This is a genomic window from Enterobacter sp. TCD1-1 (assembly GCF_020567405.1).
GTDB classification, from domain to species: Bacteria; Pseudomonadota; Gammaproteobacteria; order Enterobacterales; family Enterobacteriaceae; genus Enterobacter; species Enterobacter quasiroggenkampii.
Genome location: NZ_JAJCXF010000009.1, coordinates 90,722 through 104,576 on the forward strand (window position 1 = coordinate 90,722; position 13,855 = coordinate 104,576).

General features: G+C 53.7%; 13 protein-coding genes. 7 read left to right on the forward strand and 6 right to left on the reverse strand.

The genetic code is table 11. The features are described 5' to 3' along the window. The first annotated feature begins 55 nt into the window (after positions 1-55). The 3 genes from glnL to LJA86_RS21530 all read left to right on the forward strand — a co-directional run bounded on the left by glnL (position 56) and on the right by LJA86_RS21530 (position 2,750). Positions 56-1,105: a nitrogen regulation protein NR(II) gene (gene glnL / locus LJA86_RS21520; protein WP_032644301.1), complete on the forward strand. Its 1,050-nt coding sequence runs from the start codon at positions 56-58 to the stop codon at positions 1,103-1,105. Between the two features lie 11 nt (positions 1,106-1,116). Beyond that, positions 1,117-2,529 carry a nitrogen regulation protein NR(I) gene (glnG, locus tag LJA86_RS21525; RefSeq protein ID WP_023309765.1) on the forward strand — a complete coding sequence of 471 codons (1,413 nt, stop codon included), beginning with the start codon at positions 1,117-1,119 and terminating at the stop codon, positions 2,527-2,529. Between the two features lie 110 nt (positions 2,530-2,639). Then, positions 2,640-2,750: a YshB family small membrane protein gene (locus LJA86_RS21530; RefSeq protein ID WP_032622955.1), complete on the forward strand. Its 111-nt coding sequence runs from the start codon at positions 2,640-2,642 to the stop codon at positions 2,748-2,750. Positions 2,751-2,850: 100 nt separating this feature from the next. Here LJA86_RS21530 and hemN read toward each other — a convergent pair whose 3' ends face one another. Next, complete coding sequence (gene hemN, locus LJA86_RS21535) at positions 2,851-4,224, reverse strand: oxygen-independent coproporphyrinogen III oxidase (RefSeq protein ID WP_229226707.1); 1,374 nt, start codon at positions 4,222-4,224, stop codon at positions 2,851-2,853. A 188-nt stretch (positions 4,225-4,412) separates the two neighbouring features. After that, positions 4,413-4,928 (reverse strand): Der GTPase-activating protein YihI, encoded by a 516-nt coding sequence (yihI, locus tag LJA86_RS21540; protein WP_008501860.1) that lies wholly within the window; start codon positions 4,926-4,928, stop codon positions 4,413-4,415. A gap of 577 nt (positions 4,929-5,505) precedes the next feature. Between yihI and yihA the strand changes: the two genes are divergently transcribed. After that, complete coding sequence (yihA, locus tag LJA86_RS21545; RefSeq protein WP_048226811.1) at positions 5,506-6,135, forward strand: ribosome biogenesis GTP-binding protein YihA/YsxC; 630 nt, start codon at positions 5,506-5,508, stop codon at positions 6,133-6,135. Between the two features lie 312 nt (positions 6,136-6,447). On the opposite strand, the gene polA is transcribed toward yihA, so the two are convergent. Beyond that, positions 6,448-9,240 carry a DNA polymerase I gene (polA, locus tag LJA86_RS21550; protein WP_229226708.1) on the reverse strand — a complete coding sequence of 931 codons (2,793 nt, stop codon included), beginning with the start codon at positions 9,238-9,240 and terminating at the stop codon, positions 6,448-6,450. Between the two features lie 440 nt (positions 9,241-9,680). On the opposite strand from polA, the gene LJA86_RS21555 reads away from it, so the two are divergent. Beyond that, positions 9,681-10,589: an acyltransferase gene (locus tag LJA86_RS21555; protein WP_024909221.1), complete on the forward strand. Its 909-nt coding sequence runs from the start codon at positions 9,681-9,683 to the stop codon at positions 10,587-10,589. Between the two features lie 23 nt (positions 10,590-10,612). On the opposite strand, the gene dsbA is transcribed toward LJA86_RS21555, so the two are convergent. The 3 genes from dsbA to LJA86_RS21570 all read right to left on the reverse strand — a co-directional run bounded on the left by dsbA (position 10,613) and on the right by LJA86_RS21570 (position 12,595). Continuing rightward, positions 10,613-11,236 carry a thiol:disulfide interchange protein DsbA gene (gene dsbA / locus LJA86_RS21560; protein ID WP_045909081.1) on the reverse strand — a complete coding sequence of 208 codons (624 nt, stop codon included), beginning with the start codon at positions 11,234-11,236 and terminating at the stop codon, positions 10,613-10,615. Positions 11,237-11,263: 27 nt separating this feature from the next. After that, entirely contained in the window at positions 11,264-12,250 is a 987-nt protein-coding gene (locus LJA86_RS21565; RefSeq protein ID WP_045909080.1) for a serine/threonine protein kinase, read from the reverse strand. A 75-nt stretch (positions 12,251-12,325) separates the two neighbouring features. After that, positions 12,326-12,595: a YihD family protein gene (locus LJA86_RS21570; protein WP_008501866.1), complete on the reverse strand. Its 270-nt coding sequence runs from the start codon at positions 12,593-12,595 to the stop codon at positions 12,326-12,328. A 68-nt stretch (positions 12,596-12,663) separates the two neighbouring features. On the opposite strand from LJA86_RS21570, the gene mobA reads away from it, so the two are divergent. Together mobA and mobB are read left to right on the forward strand one after the other, a co-directional pair. Continuing rightward, positions 12,664-13,248, forward strand: a complete 585-nt coding sequence (mobA, locus tag LJA86_RS21575; RefSeq protein WP_229226709.1) for a molybdenum cofactor guanylyltransferase MobA — start codon at positions 12,664-12,666, stop codon at positions 13,246-13,248. Continuing rightward, entirely contained in the window at positions 13,245-13,748 is a 504-nt protein-coding gene (gene mobB / locus LJA86_RS21580; RefSeq protein WP_229226710.1) for a molybdopterin-guanine dinucleotide biosynthesis protein MobB, read from the forward strand. The genes mobA and mobB overlap by 4 nt, the downstream gene beginning before the upstream one ends. Positions 13,749-13,855 lie beyond the last annotated feature (107 nt).

Sequence of the window (13,855 nt, forward strand, 5' to 3'; positions counted from 1 at the left end):
GCCGAAAACGCTATACTGCACTAAATTAGTGCAAACGACTCCAGGAGACTGCTGAATGGCAACTGGCACGCTGCCCGATGCTGGGCAGATCCTCAATTCTTTGATTAACAGCATTTTGCTGGTCGATGACGAGCTGGCCGTTCATTACGCCAACCCGGCGGCACAGCAGCTGCTCGCCCAAAGCGCACGTAAATTGTTCGGCACCCCACTTCCGGAACTCCTGAGCTATTTTTCGCTGAATATTGGCCTGATGCAGGAAAGTTTACAGGCAGGCCAGGGTTTCACCGATAACGAAGTGACGCTGGTGATCGACGGGCGTTCGCACATTCTGTCGCTGACCGCGCAACGTCTTCCCGAAGGTCTGATCCTGCTGGAAATGGCGCCGATGGATAATCAGCGCCGACTGAGCCAGGAACAGCTTCAGCATGCACAGCAAATTGCCGCCCGAGACCTGGTGCGCGGTCTGGCGCATGAAATCAAAAACCCGCTGGGCGGATTACGCGGTGCGGCGCAGCTTCTGACCAAGGCGCTGCCCGACCCTGCGCTGGCGGAGTACACCAACGTCATCATCGAGCAGGCGGACCGTCTGCGGAATCTGGTTGACCGCCTTCTCGGGCCACAGCAGCCGGGAATGCACGTCACAGAAAGCATCCATAAAGTGGCTGAACGGGTGGTGAAGCTCGTCTCGATGGAGCTGCCGGAGAACGTCACGTTGGTACGTGATTACGACCCAAGCCTGCCGGAACTGGCTCATGACCCGGATCAGATTGAGCAGGTCCTGTTGAACATTGTGCGCAATGCCCTGCAGGCGCTGGGGCCTGACGGGGGCGAGATTATTTTACGCACCCGTACCGCCTTCCAGCTCACGTTACACGGCGTGCGCTATCGGCTTGCAGCCCGAATCGACGTCGAGGATAACGGGCCCGGCATTCCATCGCATCTGCAGGACACCCTGTTCTACCCGATGGTCAGCGGTCGCGAAGGCGGAACCGGCCTGGGCTTATCCATTGCCCGCAGTTTGATCGATCAACACTCTGGAAAAATTGAATTTACCAGTTGGCCGGGACATACCGAGTTTTCGGTTTTCCTGCCGATTAAAAAATAAAGGTGACGTTTATGCAACGAGGGATAGTCTGGGTAGTCGATGACGATAGCTCCATCCGTTGGGTGCTTGAACGCGCGCTCACAGGGGCGGGATTAAGCTGCACGACGTTTGAGAGCGGCAGCGAAGTGCTCGACGCACTCACCACCAAAACGCCCGATGTTCTGCTGTCGGATATTCGCATGCCGGGCATGGACGGGCTGGCGCTGTTAAAGCAGATCAAACAACGCCACCCTATGCTTCCGGTCATCATAATGACGGCCCACTCCGATCTGGATGCCGCGGTGAGCGCCTATCAGCAAGGGGCATTCGATTATCTGCCCAAACCGTTTGATATCGACGAGGCGGTGGCGCTGGTCGAGCGCGCGATTAGCCACTATCAGGAGCAGCAGCAGCCGCGCCACGCGCCCGATTTTGGGCCAACCACCGACATCATCGGCGAAGCGCCGGCGATGCAGGACGTCTTTCGCATTATTGGCCGTCTGTCCCGCTCGTCCATCAGCGTCTTGATTAACGGCGAATCGGGAACCGGTAAAGAGCTTGTGGCGCATGCCCTGCATCGCCATAGCCCGCGGGCAAAAGCACCGTTCATTGCCCTGAATATGGCGGCGATCCCGAAGGATTTGATTGAATCCGAACTGTTCGGGCACGAAAAAGGGGCGTTTACTGGCGCAAATACCATTCGCCAGGGGCGGTTCGAACAGGCAGACGGCGGCACGCTGTTCCTGGATGAGATCGGCGATATGCCGCTGGATGTCCAGACCCGCCTGCTGCGCGTGCTGGCGGACGGACAGTTTTACCGCGTGGGCGGCTATGCACCGGTGAAGGTGGACGTGCGCATTATTGCCGCGACCCACCAGAACCTGGAGCAGCGCGTGCAGGAAGGCAAATTCCGTGAGGATTTATTCCATCGTCTGAACGTCATTCGCGTTCATCTGCCGCCGCTGCGTGAACGCCGGGAAGATATTCCCCGCCTGGCGCGCCATTTCCTGCAGGTAGCCGCCCGCGAGCTGGGTGTGGAGGCCAAGCAGCTTCACCCGGAAACCGATGCTGCCCTTACGCGCCTGGCGTGGCCGGGCAACGTGCGTCAGCTGGAAAACACCTGCCGCTGGTTAACCGTGATGGCCGCCGGGCAGGAAGTGCTGATTCAGGATTTACCGGCCGAGCTGTTTGAAGCGACCGCGCCTGAAAGCAGCACCGGGCATGCTTTGCCGGACAGCTGGGCAACGCTGCTGGCGCAGTGGGCCGACCGCGCGCTGCGTTCCGGTCATCAAAACCTGCTGTCTGAAGCGCAGCCTGAGATGGAGCGTACGCTGTTAACTACCGCGCTTCGTCATACGCAGGGCCACAAGCAGGAAGCCGCTCGCCTGTTGGGATGGGGACGCAATACCCTGACGCGCAAGCTGAAAGAGCTGGGAATGGAATAATATCCGCGCTTGTGTAAAGGTTATTAATTGAGCGCAAATTGCCGTTATTTTGCGCTTTACTGTTCCGATGAGTTTTGTATGATCGTGCCCGGAAATTGGGGGTGAACATCATGCTGGAAACATTCGTGAATATGCTCTCTAGCGGAGCCGCTGAAAGCCACACGCCACAAACCGCCGTTGCGGCGGTGCTGTGTGCGGCGCTGGTTGGGCTGTTTAGCTAGCGAGTTGGCGATGAAAAGCCGGGTGGCGCTTCGCTTTCCCGGCCTACATTTCGCACTTTTGTAGGCCGGGTAAGGCGAAGCCGCCACCCGGCATTGCAGTTTAAATCACCCGCGAGAACTGCTGCATACGCGCTTTCTGACGCAGATACGCGTCGAAGCACATGCAGATATTGCGGATCAACAGACGCCCTTTTGGCGTGACCTCAATCGCGCTCTCCGACACATCCACCAGCCCGTCTTTCGCCAGCGGCGCCAGCAGCTTCAGGTCTTCCGCGAAATAATCGCTAAAGTTCAGCGTCCATTGCGCTTCCACGTCGCTGAAATCGAGACGGAAGTTGCAGATAAGCGCCTTAATCACATCGCGACGGATACAGTCGTCGTGCGTTAATGCGATGCCGCGCCACAGCGCGTTGCCCGTCTCATCAACCTGCTGGTAATACAGCTTCAGTTCTTTCTGGTTTTGCGCGTAGCAGTCGCCGATCATGCTGATGGCGGAGACGCCCATTCCCAGCAAATCGGTATCGCCCTGGGTCGTGTAGCCCTGGAAGTTGCGGTGCAGGACCCCTTCGCGCTGAGCGACCGCCAGTTCGTCGTCCGGACGGGCAAAGTGATCCATGCCGATAAACTGATAGCCGGTGTCGGTCAGCGAGGTGATGGTTTCCTGCAGGATATCCAGCTTCTGCTGGGCAGAAGGCAGATCGGCATCTTTGATTTTACGCTGGGCGGCAAACAGCGTCGGCAGATGCGCGTAGTTAAAGACGCTCAGACGGTCCGGGTTAAGTTCGGCCACGCGCTTCAGCGTGAAGGCGAAGCTTTCCGGCGTTTGCTTTGGCAGGCCGTAAATCAGGTCAATATTGGTCGAGGTGAAGCCAATTTCACGCGCATGGTTGAGTAAGGCAAAGATAAAGTCTTCGTCCTGCTCGCGGTTCACCAGACGCTGAACCTCTTTATTGAAATCCTGCACGCCCATGCTCAGACGATTGAAGCCTTCGGCGCGTAAGTGATCCAGTACATCCAGCTCAATTTCACGCGGATCGACTTCGATCGAGATTTCTGCGTCGTCGTTAAAACTGAAATTATCGCGCAGAAGCGTCATCAGGCGGCTGATTTGCGCTTTATTCAGATAGGTTGGCGTGCCGCCGCCCCAGTGCAGCTGGCTGACGTGACGGCCTTTGAACAGCGGCGCGCGATGCACAATTTCCTGTTCGAGCGCGTCAAGGTACTGGTCGGCTTTATGCTGCTGGCGGGTCACGATTTTATTGCAGCCGCAGAAGTAGCAAAGCTTGTGGCAGAACGGAATATGGACGTAGAGCGACAGCGGACGCTCAGGATAGCGCGCAACAGCCTGCTGAAAATCCCCCTCGCCGAAGGCATCGGAGAACTCCAGCGCGGTGGGGTATGACGTATAACGCGGCCCGGAATAGTTATATTTCTGGATTAGGGCCAAATCCCAGTCGATAGTTGGTGCTGACATGCTCACTCCTTCCGTTGGTGTCGCGTTCGTATACGGCGGCCCGTTCTGACCCCATTGCGGGCCATCATTCGGGTGCGCAGCCACTTCTGTCGCCGCGACAACCGCCGTAGTTTAACGAATAACCACACCAGATAACATATAACCGGAAGGGTTATAAGCAGGACTATCGTGCCTGCCGGGTGCAAATGTTAGTTTCCACCCTTCAGAAGACGCATCATATCTTCCTGCTTTTCGTCTTCTTCTTCGTCGTCTTCATCGTCGTATGACAGGCCCAGCTTCTGCATCAGCTCGTCGATGCGATCCAGTTTGGCATCCACCCATGACTGCTCTTCAGCGGTCAGGGTTTCACCCTCTTCAAGACGTTCCAGCAGCGCGTCCAGGCGCTCATCGTTCTCCAGCAAATCCAGCTCAGCCTGCGGTGAAAGCATAGGTTTCTCGCTCTTTGGTTTGTGCTGCTTAGTGACCGGGGTGTCTGTCACGCCCAGTGGAATGGGAGTTTTACTGCCGATACGAGGATCTTTCTGCTGTTTGCTTTTTGCAGAAGCGCCCGCTGCACCACCACCGTTGGCACGGCTACCCGCAGCATGACCGCGATGTTTTTTGTCGCGTTTGCGGTCGCGCGCTTCCTGGTTCAGTTCTTCGCGCGTTTTGCGGCGTGCTTTTGCAGGGCGTTTCGCGCCCGCAGCGGAGGTTGGTTTTTTCATGATGTTTTATCTTTAAGTCGTTTTCTTCAGTATAGAATTGCGGCGAAATCTAGCAGAAAGCAAGCAAAGAAAAAAGGCGACAGAGCAATCTGTCGCCTTTTTTCCTGACTCACAACCCTTAGCGGGTCAGACATTCCATGTTTGCCAACAACAAACCCTGTTTATCCCTTGGCTAATACCGTCCGTGATACGGTTCCATTTCCTGTTAAAACGCCTCCAGGCGCTGGTCGTCCTGACAATCCTGCGTCTTCGCCTCCTGGCGCTCCTGACCCTAATCCTTAAGTCGATTTCCTGTTGGCTTCCTCGCCCTGACGCACACTTTACCTTGTTCCGTTAAACTAACAAGCAACGAAACGGTATAAAAAGAGATTTTCAGACAATTACCCGAAAATAAGCTTATGATTTAAAACAGTTTGCATTTTTTAACGCCTGCGAATTCTCTGAAATCTCCCATAGCATCACTGGCCGATCTCTCACACCGGTGGGGGCATTCGCCTACAGGGTATAGCAATCAGAAAAGCCTTTTGCCTGCATTCGGGTATAATCCCCCTCAGATTACGATTTTGGAGACGACCACGTGACTACCTGGAACTACCAACAGACGCATTTTGTCACCAGTGCGCCCGATATTCGCCACCTCCCCTCTGATACCGGTATTGAAGTGGCCTTTGCTGGCCGCTCTAATGCGGGGAAATCCAGCGCCCTGAATACGCTGACCAATCAGAAGAACCTCGCGCGTACCTCAAAAACACCTGGCCGTACCCAGCTGATCAACCTGTTTGAAGTCGCAGAGGGCAAACGCCTGGTCGACTTACCGGGGTACGGTTACGCGCAGGTACCCGAAGAGATGAAAATCAAGTGGCAGCGTGCGCTGGGTGAATACCTGGAAAAACGCCTGTGCCTGAAAGGTCTGGTGGTGCTGATGGATATTCGCCATCCCCTGAAAGATCTGGATCAGCAGATGATCGACTGGGCGGTGGCAAGCGATATCGCCGTGCTGGTGCTGCTGACAAAAGCCGATAAGCTGGCAAGCGGCGCGCGTAAAGCGCAGGTGAATATGGTTCGTGAAGCGGTGCTGGCGTTCAACGGGGATGTGCAGGTTGAACCGTTCTCCTCGCTGAAAAAGCAGGGCGTGGACAAGCTGCGTCAAAAGCTCGACACCTGGTTTAACGAGCTGGAACCCGCGACGGAAGCGGAAGAAGAGTAATACCGGGCGCGGCGATAGCCGCGCTTTTTTTTGCCCGAAAGTTTCTTTGCCGCAATAAAAAACGCCCCAGTCATTACTGACTGGGGCGGCTAAAATATTCAGCCAAATCCGATTACGTGAAGTAAAAGGTCTGAAAGATAGAACATCTTACCTCTGTACCCTACGCCGATAACTCTACCCCTTTTTGTGCTGTAGAAAAAGCACTTTTTGTAGTTTTTTTTCATTCTTTACATAGGGAATTCTAATGATCGTCACAAAACGCACGTTCTTATGTTGCAAACTTACATAAACAGCGCGTTATGCGAAGAACCGTTAGTGAGCCTGATCCCAGTTTTCACCACTTCCCACTTCCACCAGCAACGGCACGTCCAGCGTCATGCTGCTTTCCATCAGTTCGTGGATCTTCTTCGACACGGCGTCGAGGTCGTCCTTGTGCACTTCAAATACCAGTTCATCGTGTACCTGCATGATCATTTTCACGCGCGGTTTCTCTTTCTCGAGCCAGGCATCAACGGCGATCATTGCACGCTTAATAATGTCCGCCGCAGTACCCTGCATCGGGGCGTTGATCGCGGCACGCTCTGCACCCGCGCGGCGCGCGGCGTTGCTGGATTTGATGTCCGGGAGATAGAGACGGCGGCCGTCCAGGGTTTCAACGTAGCCTTTCTCTTTCGCCTGCGCGCGGGTACGTTCCATATATTCCAGCACGCCCGGATAACGCTCGAAGTAGAGATCCATATACTTCTGCGACTCTTTACGCGGAATGTTGAGCTGGCGCGAAAGCCCGAATGCACTCATGCCGTAAATCAGCCCGAAGTTGATCGCCTTAGCGCTGCGGCGCTGTTCGTTGGTTACGCTGTCCAGCGGCAGACCGAAGACTTCGGCTGCAGTCGCCCGGTGGATATCCTTCCCTTCGGCAAAAGCGCTCAGCAGGCCTTTGTCGCGGGACAGGTGCGCCATAATGCGCAGTTCGATTTGCGAGTAGTCCGCCGAGACAATCAGATAATCCTCTGGTGCGATGAAAGCCTGGCGAATACGGCGGCCCTCTTCGTTACGTACCGGGATGTTCTGCAGGTTGGGATCGGTTGACGAGAGACGACCGGTCGCCGCGACAGCCTGATGGTATGAGGTGTGCACGCGGCCCGTTTTCGGATTGATCATCAGCGGGAGCTTATCAGTGTAGGTAGACTTCAGCTTCGCGAGACCACGGTACTCCAGAATCACTTTTGGAAGCGGGTAATCCAGCGCCAGCTCTTCCAGCACCTCTTCAGAGGTTGAAGGCGCACCACCAGGGGTTTTCTTCAGCGGCTTGATGCCCTGCTTTTCAAACAGAATGGTTTGCAGCTGCTTCGGCGAAGAGAGGTTAAACGGCTCGCCTGCAAGCTCATGCGCTTTTTGCTCCAGCTCGGTCAGACGCTGCGCCAGTTCCCCGGAGTGGTTATGCAGCACCGTTGGATCGATTTTCACGCCGTTGCGTTCAATGCGGGACAGCACGGGCACCAGCGGCATCTCAATATGCTGGAACACGTTCAGCGGACCTTCGTGCTTCTGCAGCTTTGGCCACATCTTCAGGTGCAGCTGCAGCGTAACGTCAGCGTCTTCAGCCGCGTAGCGTCCTGCCTCTTCGAGAGCAATCTGGTTAAAGGTGAGCTGATTTTTCCCTTTACCGGCAATCTCTTCATAGGTGATGGTTTTGTGCTTAAGCCAGCGGTCAGATAAGGAATCCATATCATGGCGGCCCGCGACGCTGTCCAGAATGTAGGATTCGAGCATGGTGTCGAAGGCGATCCCGCGCAGTTCAATGCCGTAGTTTTGCAGAATGCCACGGTCGTACTTGAGGTTTTGCCCAACCTTAAGCGCCTTTTCGTCTTCCAGGATCGGCTTCAGCAGCTCAAGCACGCGCTCACGGGAGATCTGTTCCGGCGCGTCCAGGTAATCGTGCGCCACGGGAACATAGGCCGCATGACCAGGCTCTGTCGCAAATGACAGGCCTACCATATTGGCAGAGATGTTATCGAGACTGTCCGTTTCGGTGTCAAAGGCGAAGACCGGCGCTTTTTTCAGTTTTTCGATCCAGGCAATGAGCTGCGACTCTTCAAGAAGGGTTTCGTAGTTGTCGAAGGTAAGCACCACGGCTTCTTCTTCCGCCTGCTCTTCTGCGTCAACGACAATCGTCTCCTTCGGCTTTGCAGCAGGTTTCGCCCCTTTTGCCTGCAGCCACTTGCCGGCTTCCACGTCAGTGGTCCAGCGCTTGAATTCGTATTTCTTAAACAGGCTTAGAAGCTCGTCCGCAGAAGGCTGCTGCACTTCCAGCTGCTCACAGCCCAGCTCCAGTTCGACATCGGTTTTGATGGTTGCCAGCTTATAGGAGAGATAAGCCACCTCTTTGTTCTCTTCCAGCTTCCCGGCCATGGTTTTTGCACCACGGAAGGAAAGCCCGGCGATTTTGTCTGATTCGGCGTAGAGCGTATCCAGCCCGCCCAGCCCCTGAAGCAGCGCCTGCGCGGTTTTCTCACCGACGCCAGGAACACCAGGGATGTTATCCGAGGAGTCGCCCATCAACGCGAGGAAATCGATAATCAGCTCTGGCGGCACGCCATACTTAGTGACGACCTCTTCAGGCCCCAGAATGGTGTTGGTCATGGTGTTAATCAGGGTGATCCCTGGCGTCACCAGCTGTGCCATATCTTTATCACCGGTGCTGATCAGCACGGGACGCCCCATCTTTTCGGCTTCACGCGCCAGCGTACCGATGACGTCATCGGCTTCAACGCCAGAAACGGCCAGCAGCGGTAGCCCCATGGCTTTTACCATGGCATGCAGCGGCTCTATCTGCGCACGCAGATCGTCAGGCATTGGCGGACGGTGGGATTTGTAATGTTCAAACAACTCGTCGCGGAACGTTTTGCCTTTTGCATCAAAAACGACGGCCGCATGGGTTGGCTGATACTGCAGGATCAGGCTGCGCAACATATTCAGCACGCCGTACATTGCGCCGGTAGGTTCCCCTGCGCTATTGGTCAGAGGAGGAAACGCATGGTATGCCCGATACAGGTAAGAAGAGCCATCGACGAGAATAAGAGGGTTTTCTGGGATCTGAACCATAATGTCCGTGCCTTTAATCAATTTATGAGTAAAGGATGCCACAGAAGGATGAAAACATCAGTTATTAGCGCCAGATACAGGAAAAGATTTTGCGATAGTGAGGATCGCTCGCAAAAATAAAACTGTGGATAAGTTTGTGAATATTTTCACTTCATATGAATAACAGACACGAAAAACACATATGAGGTAATATTTAGATCTTAATTATCATGCTGTTATGTTGTTAGATCTTATCTATATGGTCAACTGATGGCAATTTAGTCTATGTGGATATAAGCCTTGATTCGCGCAGAACCCCAGAGAAATCTGCTGCGCCAGGGTAAAAGCCGCCAAATCATCATGTGAAAGCGCCATTCATTCGTTTGTTTTCTGGTAAAATCAGCGCCCAGCGTCGACTAGCCGGTCGCTCACTTACAGCTAACTATTTGAAAAAGCTCATCATGTCGAGATTGCTCGCTGCAATAACATTACTGCTAAGCATCATTTTAACTATCCTGGTGACGATCGCCTGTTCCGTGCCGATCATTCTCGCCGGGATCATTAAACTGCTGCTGCCCGTACCCGTGGTGTGGCGAGCCGTGTCCGCATTTTGTAACTTCATGATGTATTGCTGGTGCGAAGGGCTGGCGATCCTGTTGTGCCTTAACCCGCATCTGAAGTGGGATGTCAAAGGGCTCGAGAGTCTCAACAAAAAGAACTGGTACCTGCTGATCTGCAATCACCACAGCTGGGCGGACATCGTGGTGTTATGCGTGCTTTTTCGCAAACACATCCCGATGAACAAATACTTCCTGAAACAGCAGCTCGCCTGGGTGCCTTTTATCGGGCTGGCCTGCTGGGCGCTCGATATGCCGTTTATGAAACGCTATTCGCGCAGCTATTTGATTCGTCATCCGGAACGTCGCGGTAAGGATGTGGAGACCACGCGCCGTTCCTGTGAAAAGTTTCGCGCACATCCTACGACCATCGTGAACTTTGTTGAAGGTTCCCGGTTTACGGAAGAGAAGCGCCAGCAAACTCGCTCTCCTTATCAGCACCTGTTGCCGCCAAAAGCGGCAGGGATTGCGATGGCGCTTAACGTACTGGGAGCACAGTTCGATAAACTTCTTAACGTCACGCTCTGCTATCCGGAAAACGACAGGACGCCGTTCTTCGATATGCTCAGCGGCAAACTGACGCGCATTGTCGTGCACGTCGATCTGGTTCCGATTGACGCTGAACTGCACGGTGATTACGTAAACGATAAGAACTTCAAACGTCGTTTCCAGCAGTGGCTTAATACGCTCTGGAAAGAGAAAGACGAACAGATAGACAAGATAAAATCTTCATACAAAAACGCCGGTCAGTGACCGGCGTTTTTACATCAACGAAATTACTTCTTCTCAACCAGGTATTTCACGGTATCTGCATACTGCTGTACGAAAATATCCATGCTGCTGGTGTCCATGCCCTGCATGTTCAGCTGATATTTGCCGTTAACAAACATCGCCGGAACGCCCTGAAGCTGGAGATCAGCAGCCGCTTTTTCCTGCTGGGCAACCAGTGATTTCACCACGAAGCTGTTCCATGCGGCATCGTACTCTTCACCTTTCACGCCCGCATCAACGAACACTTTACGGATATCCGCAGTGGTCTGAACGGTCTGGGTTTTCTGTACGGCTTCAAACATTGGCGAAGTGATCTTATCTTCCACGCCCAGTGCCATCGCCACCGCCCATGCCTGAGTCAGGTCTTTACCCAATGGGCCCAGGAACTCAACGTGGTACTTGGTCATTTTGGTGCCTTCCGGCAGCTTTTTCTTCACGTTGTCAGAAACATGCAGCACCTGCTCGAACTGATAGCAGTGTGGGCAATAGAACGAGAAGAACTCCAGAACCTGTGGCTCGCCAGCGACCGGCTTGTCCAGCGTGATGAACTGTTTGCCGTCGGTAAACTGCGCAGCAGAAGCGCTAAATGCCAGAATCATACCTGCCAGCGCCAGCCAAATTTTTTTCATGATTAACTCTCTCCTGGGTGTGTCCAATTAATACATCGGCGTTAATTGCAGAGGGGGCTCCTGAAGAACCTTAACCTGCTCAGTAAATGTAGATATCTGGCTACGCCAGTAATCCTCTCCGGTAAGCCACGGGAAATTGCGAGGAAATGCCGGATCGTCCCAACGCCTGATTAACCATGCGAGATAATAAACAAAACGCATCGCACGTAAAGGCTCAATCAGGGCAATTTCGTCTGAATTAAACGGGCTAAATTCTTCATAAGCTTCAATAATGGTTTCAAGCTGCATGCGTTGCTCGGCTTTGTCGCCATTGAGCAGCATCCACAGGTCCTGAACCGCTGGCCCCATACGCGCATCATCGAGATCGACAAACAGCGGGCCATCACGCCAGAGAATATTCCCGGCGTGACAATCGCCATGCAGGCGCAGGACGGAAATATCATCGCGCCAGCAGGTTTTCACTGCAGCAATAAGCTTATCGGTGGCGTTGAGGAAATCATCCTTTAGCGCAGCGGGGATCATTGCAGACGTTTCGAATAGTTCGCGCGGTTCAAGAAGGTATTCCTGAATCCCCATCGTCGGGCGGGCAATAAAGGCTTTTTTGCGTCCCGTCTGGTGTATACGCCCAAGATAGCGGGCAACCCACTCCATCTGATCGATATTATCCGCTTCAAACTGACGACCACCCAGGCTTGGGAATACTGCGTAGTAATACCCTTCGTGCGTGAGGAGCGTTTGGTTATTGAATTTCAGGGGCGCGGCAACGGGGACATCGTCATCCAGCAGATCGTGAGCAAACTGATGCTCTTCCTGAATTTGTTCAGCGGACCAGCGTTCAGGACGATAGAATTTTACGACGTAGCGCTGACGATCCTCGTCCTGAAATTGATAGACGCGGTTTTCGTAGCTGTTTAATGGTGTTAGCCCGGAATCCACCCGAATACCCTGTTCAAACAGGGCATCCATAATGGTGTCCGGGTGTAATGTCTGGAAAGTAAAAGCCTGGTCGTTCATCCGATCATCCGGAAATTATACGAATGATTCAGGATATCATCTTGTGGCGATTTCGGTGCCGCCGCTTACAAGCTTTTACTCTTTAATTACGCCTCGGGCGCGCAGCAATGCGGTCTTAAAATCTTCCTCATAATCTTTCTGAATACCAGGAATAACAGCATCTTTGGCGGAGTCGCGCATTTTAAGGTGGTAGATCAGGATGTCGTCAGAAAGGTCTGCCAGATCGCCGTCAAAACCTGACTCTTTCGCCAGTTTCTGTAAAAATTGCATCAGATTTAGCTCTGGCTCTTTTTGCCAGGCGGGCTGGAGGAGTTCAATAACTTCATTCAGACGTTTACATTTCATGGTGGTGCTCCTTTCATTTAGAGTGACACGTTAGCAGGGTCAATCCCACAATAAAAGAGGCGATATTCGTGAATGTTAGCCAGGAAATCATCGGGGTCGTTCTGGCAGGCGGCAGAGCAACGCGAATGGGCGGTAAAGATAAGGGGCTTCAGCTTCTTAATGGAAAACCCTTATGGCAGCATGTCGCCGATACGCTCGCCGGCCAGGTGACGGCAATGGCCATCAGCGCGAACAGGCATATCGACACTTACCGGCGCAGCGGGTACGCCGTTTATCAGGATAGCCTTGAGAATTACCCGGGCCCGCTTGCCGGTATGCTTTCGGTCATGCAACAGTCGCACGGAGAGTGGTTTATCTTCTGCCCCTGCGATAACCCGTTTATTCCCTCCGATCTCGTCGAGCGTCTGTTCCTGCTTCGTGGTACAGCACCTGTGGTTTGGGTACATGACGGCGAGCGTGACCATCCTGCTATCGCGTTGATGCATCGATCGCTAGTGCCTGCTCTGCAGAGCTATCTGGCTGTGGGAGAGCGCAGGGTGATGGTCTTCATGCGTGAGTCTGACGGCCATTCCGTTGATTTTAGCGATGTGAAATCAGCGTTTGTGAACGTGAATACGCATGAAGATTTGCAGATGATGCAGGAGAAAAAATGATACCTCTTTTAGCCATTTCCGCATGGAGTGGGACCGGGAAAACCACGCTGCTGAAAAAGCTGATACCCGCGCTGTGTGCCAGAGGCCTTCGTCCAGGATTGATTAAGCATAGTCATCACAACATGGATATCGATACGCCAGGAAAAGACAGCTATGAGCTGCGTAAGGCCGGAGCAGCACAAACGATGGTAGCAAGTCCTCAGCGCTGGGCGTTAATGACAGAAACGCCGGATGAGGCGCCGCTGGATCTCGCTTATCTGGTCAGTCGGATGGATCATTCCACCCTGGATCTGGTGCTGATTGAGGGATTTAAGCATGAGGCAGTACCTAAGATCCTGCTGTTCAGAAGCGATGCCGGGCATGATATGAGCGAGTTGACGCTTGATGAGCATGTTATTGCGGTGGCCAGTGATGTGGTATTGCCGCTTGAGGTTCCGGTGCTGGACTTAAATGATGTGGATGGGATTGCGGGCTTTATTGTGACGTGGAGTGCGCCCTGACGTGCCGGGTGGCGGCTTTGCCTTACCCGGCCTGCCGTTTTTTTGGCGTATAAACGCAAAAAGGCCATCCTTTCGGATGGCCTCTTCACTTAATTGATGCCTGGCAG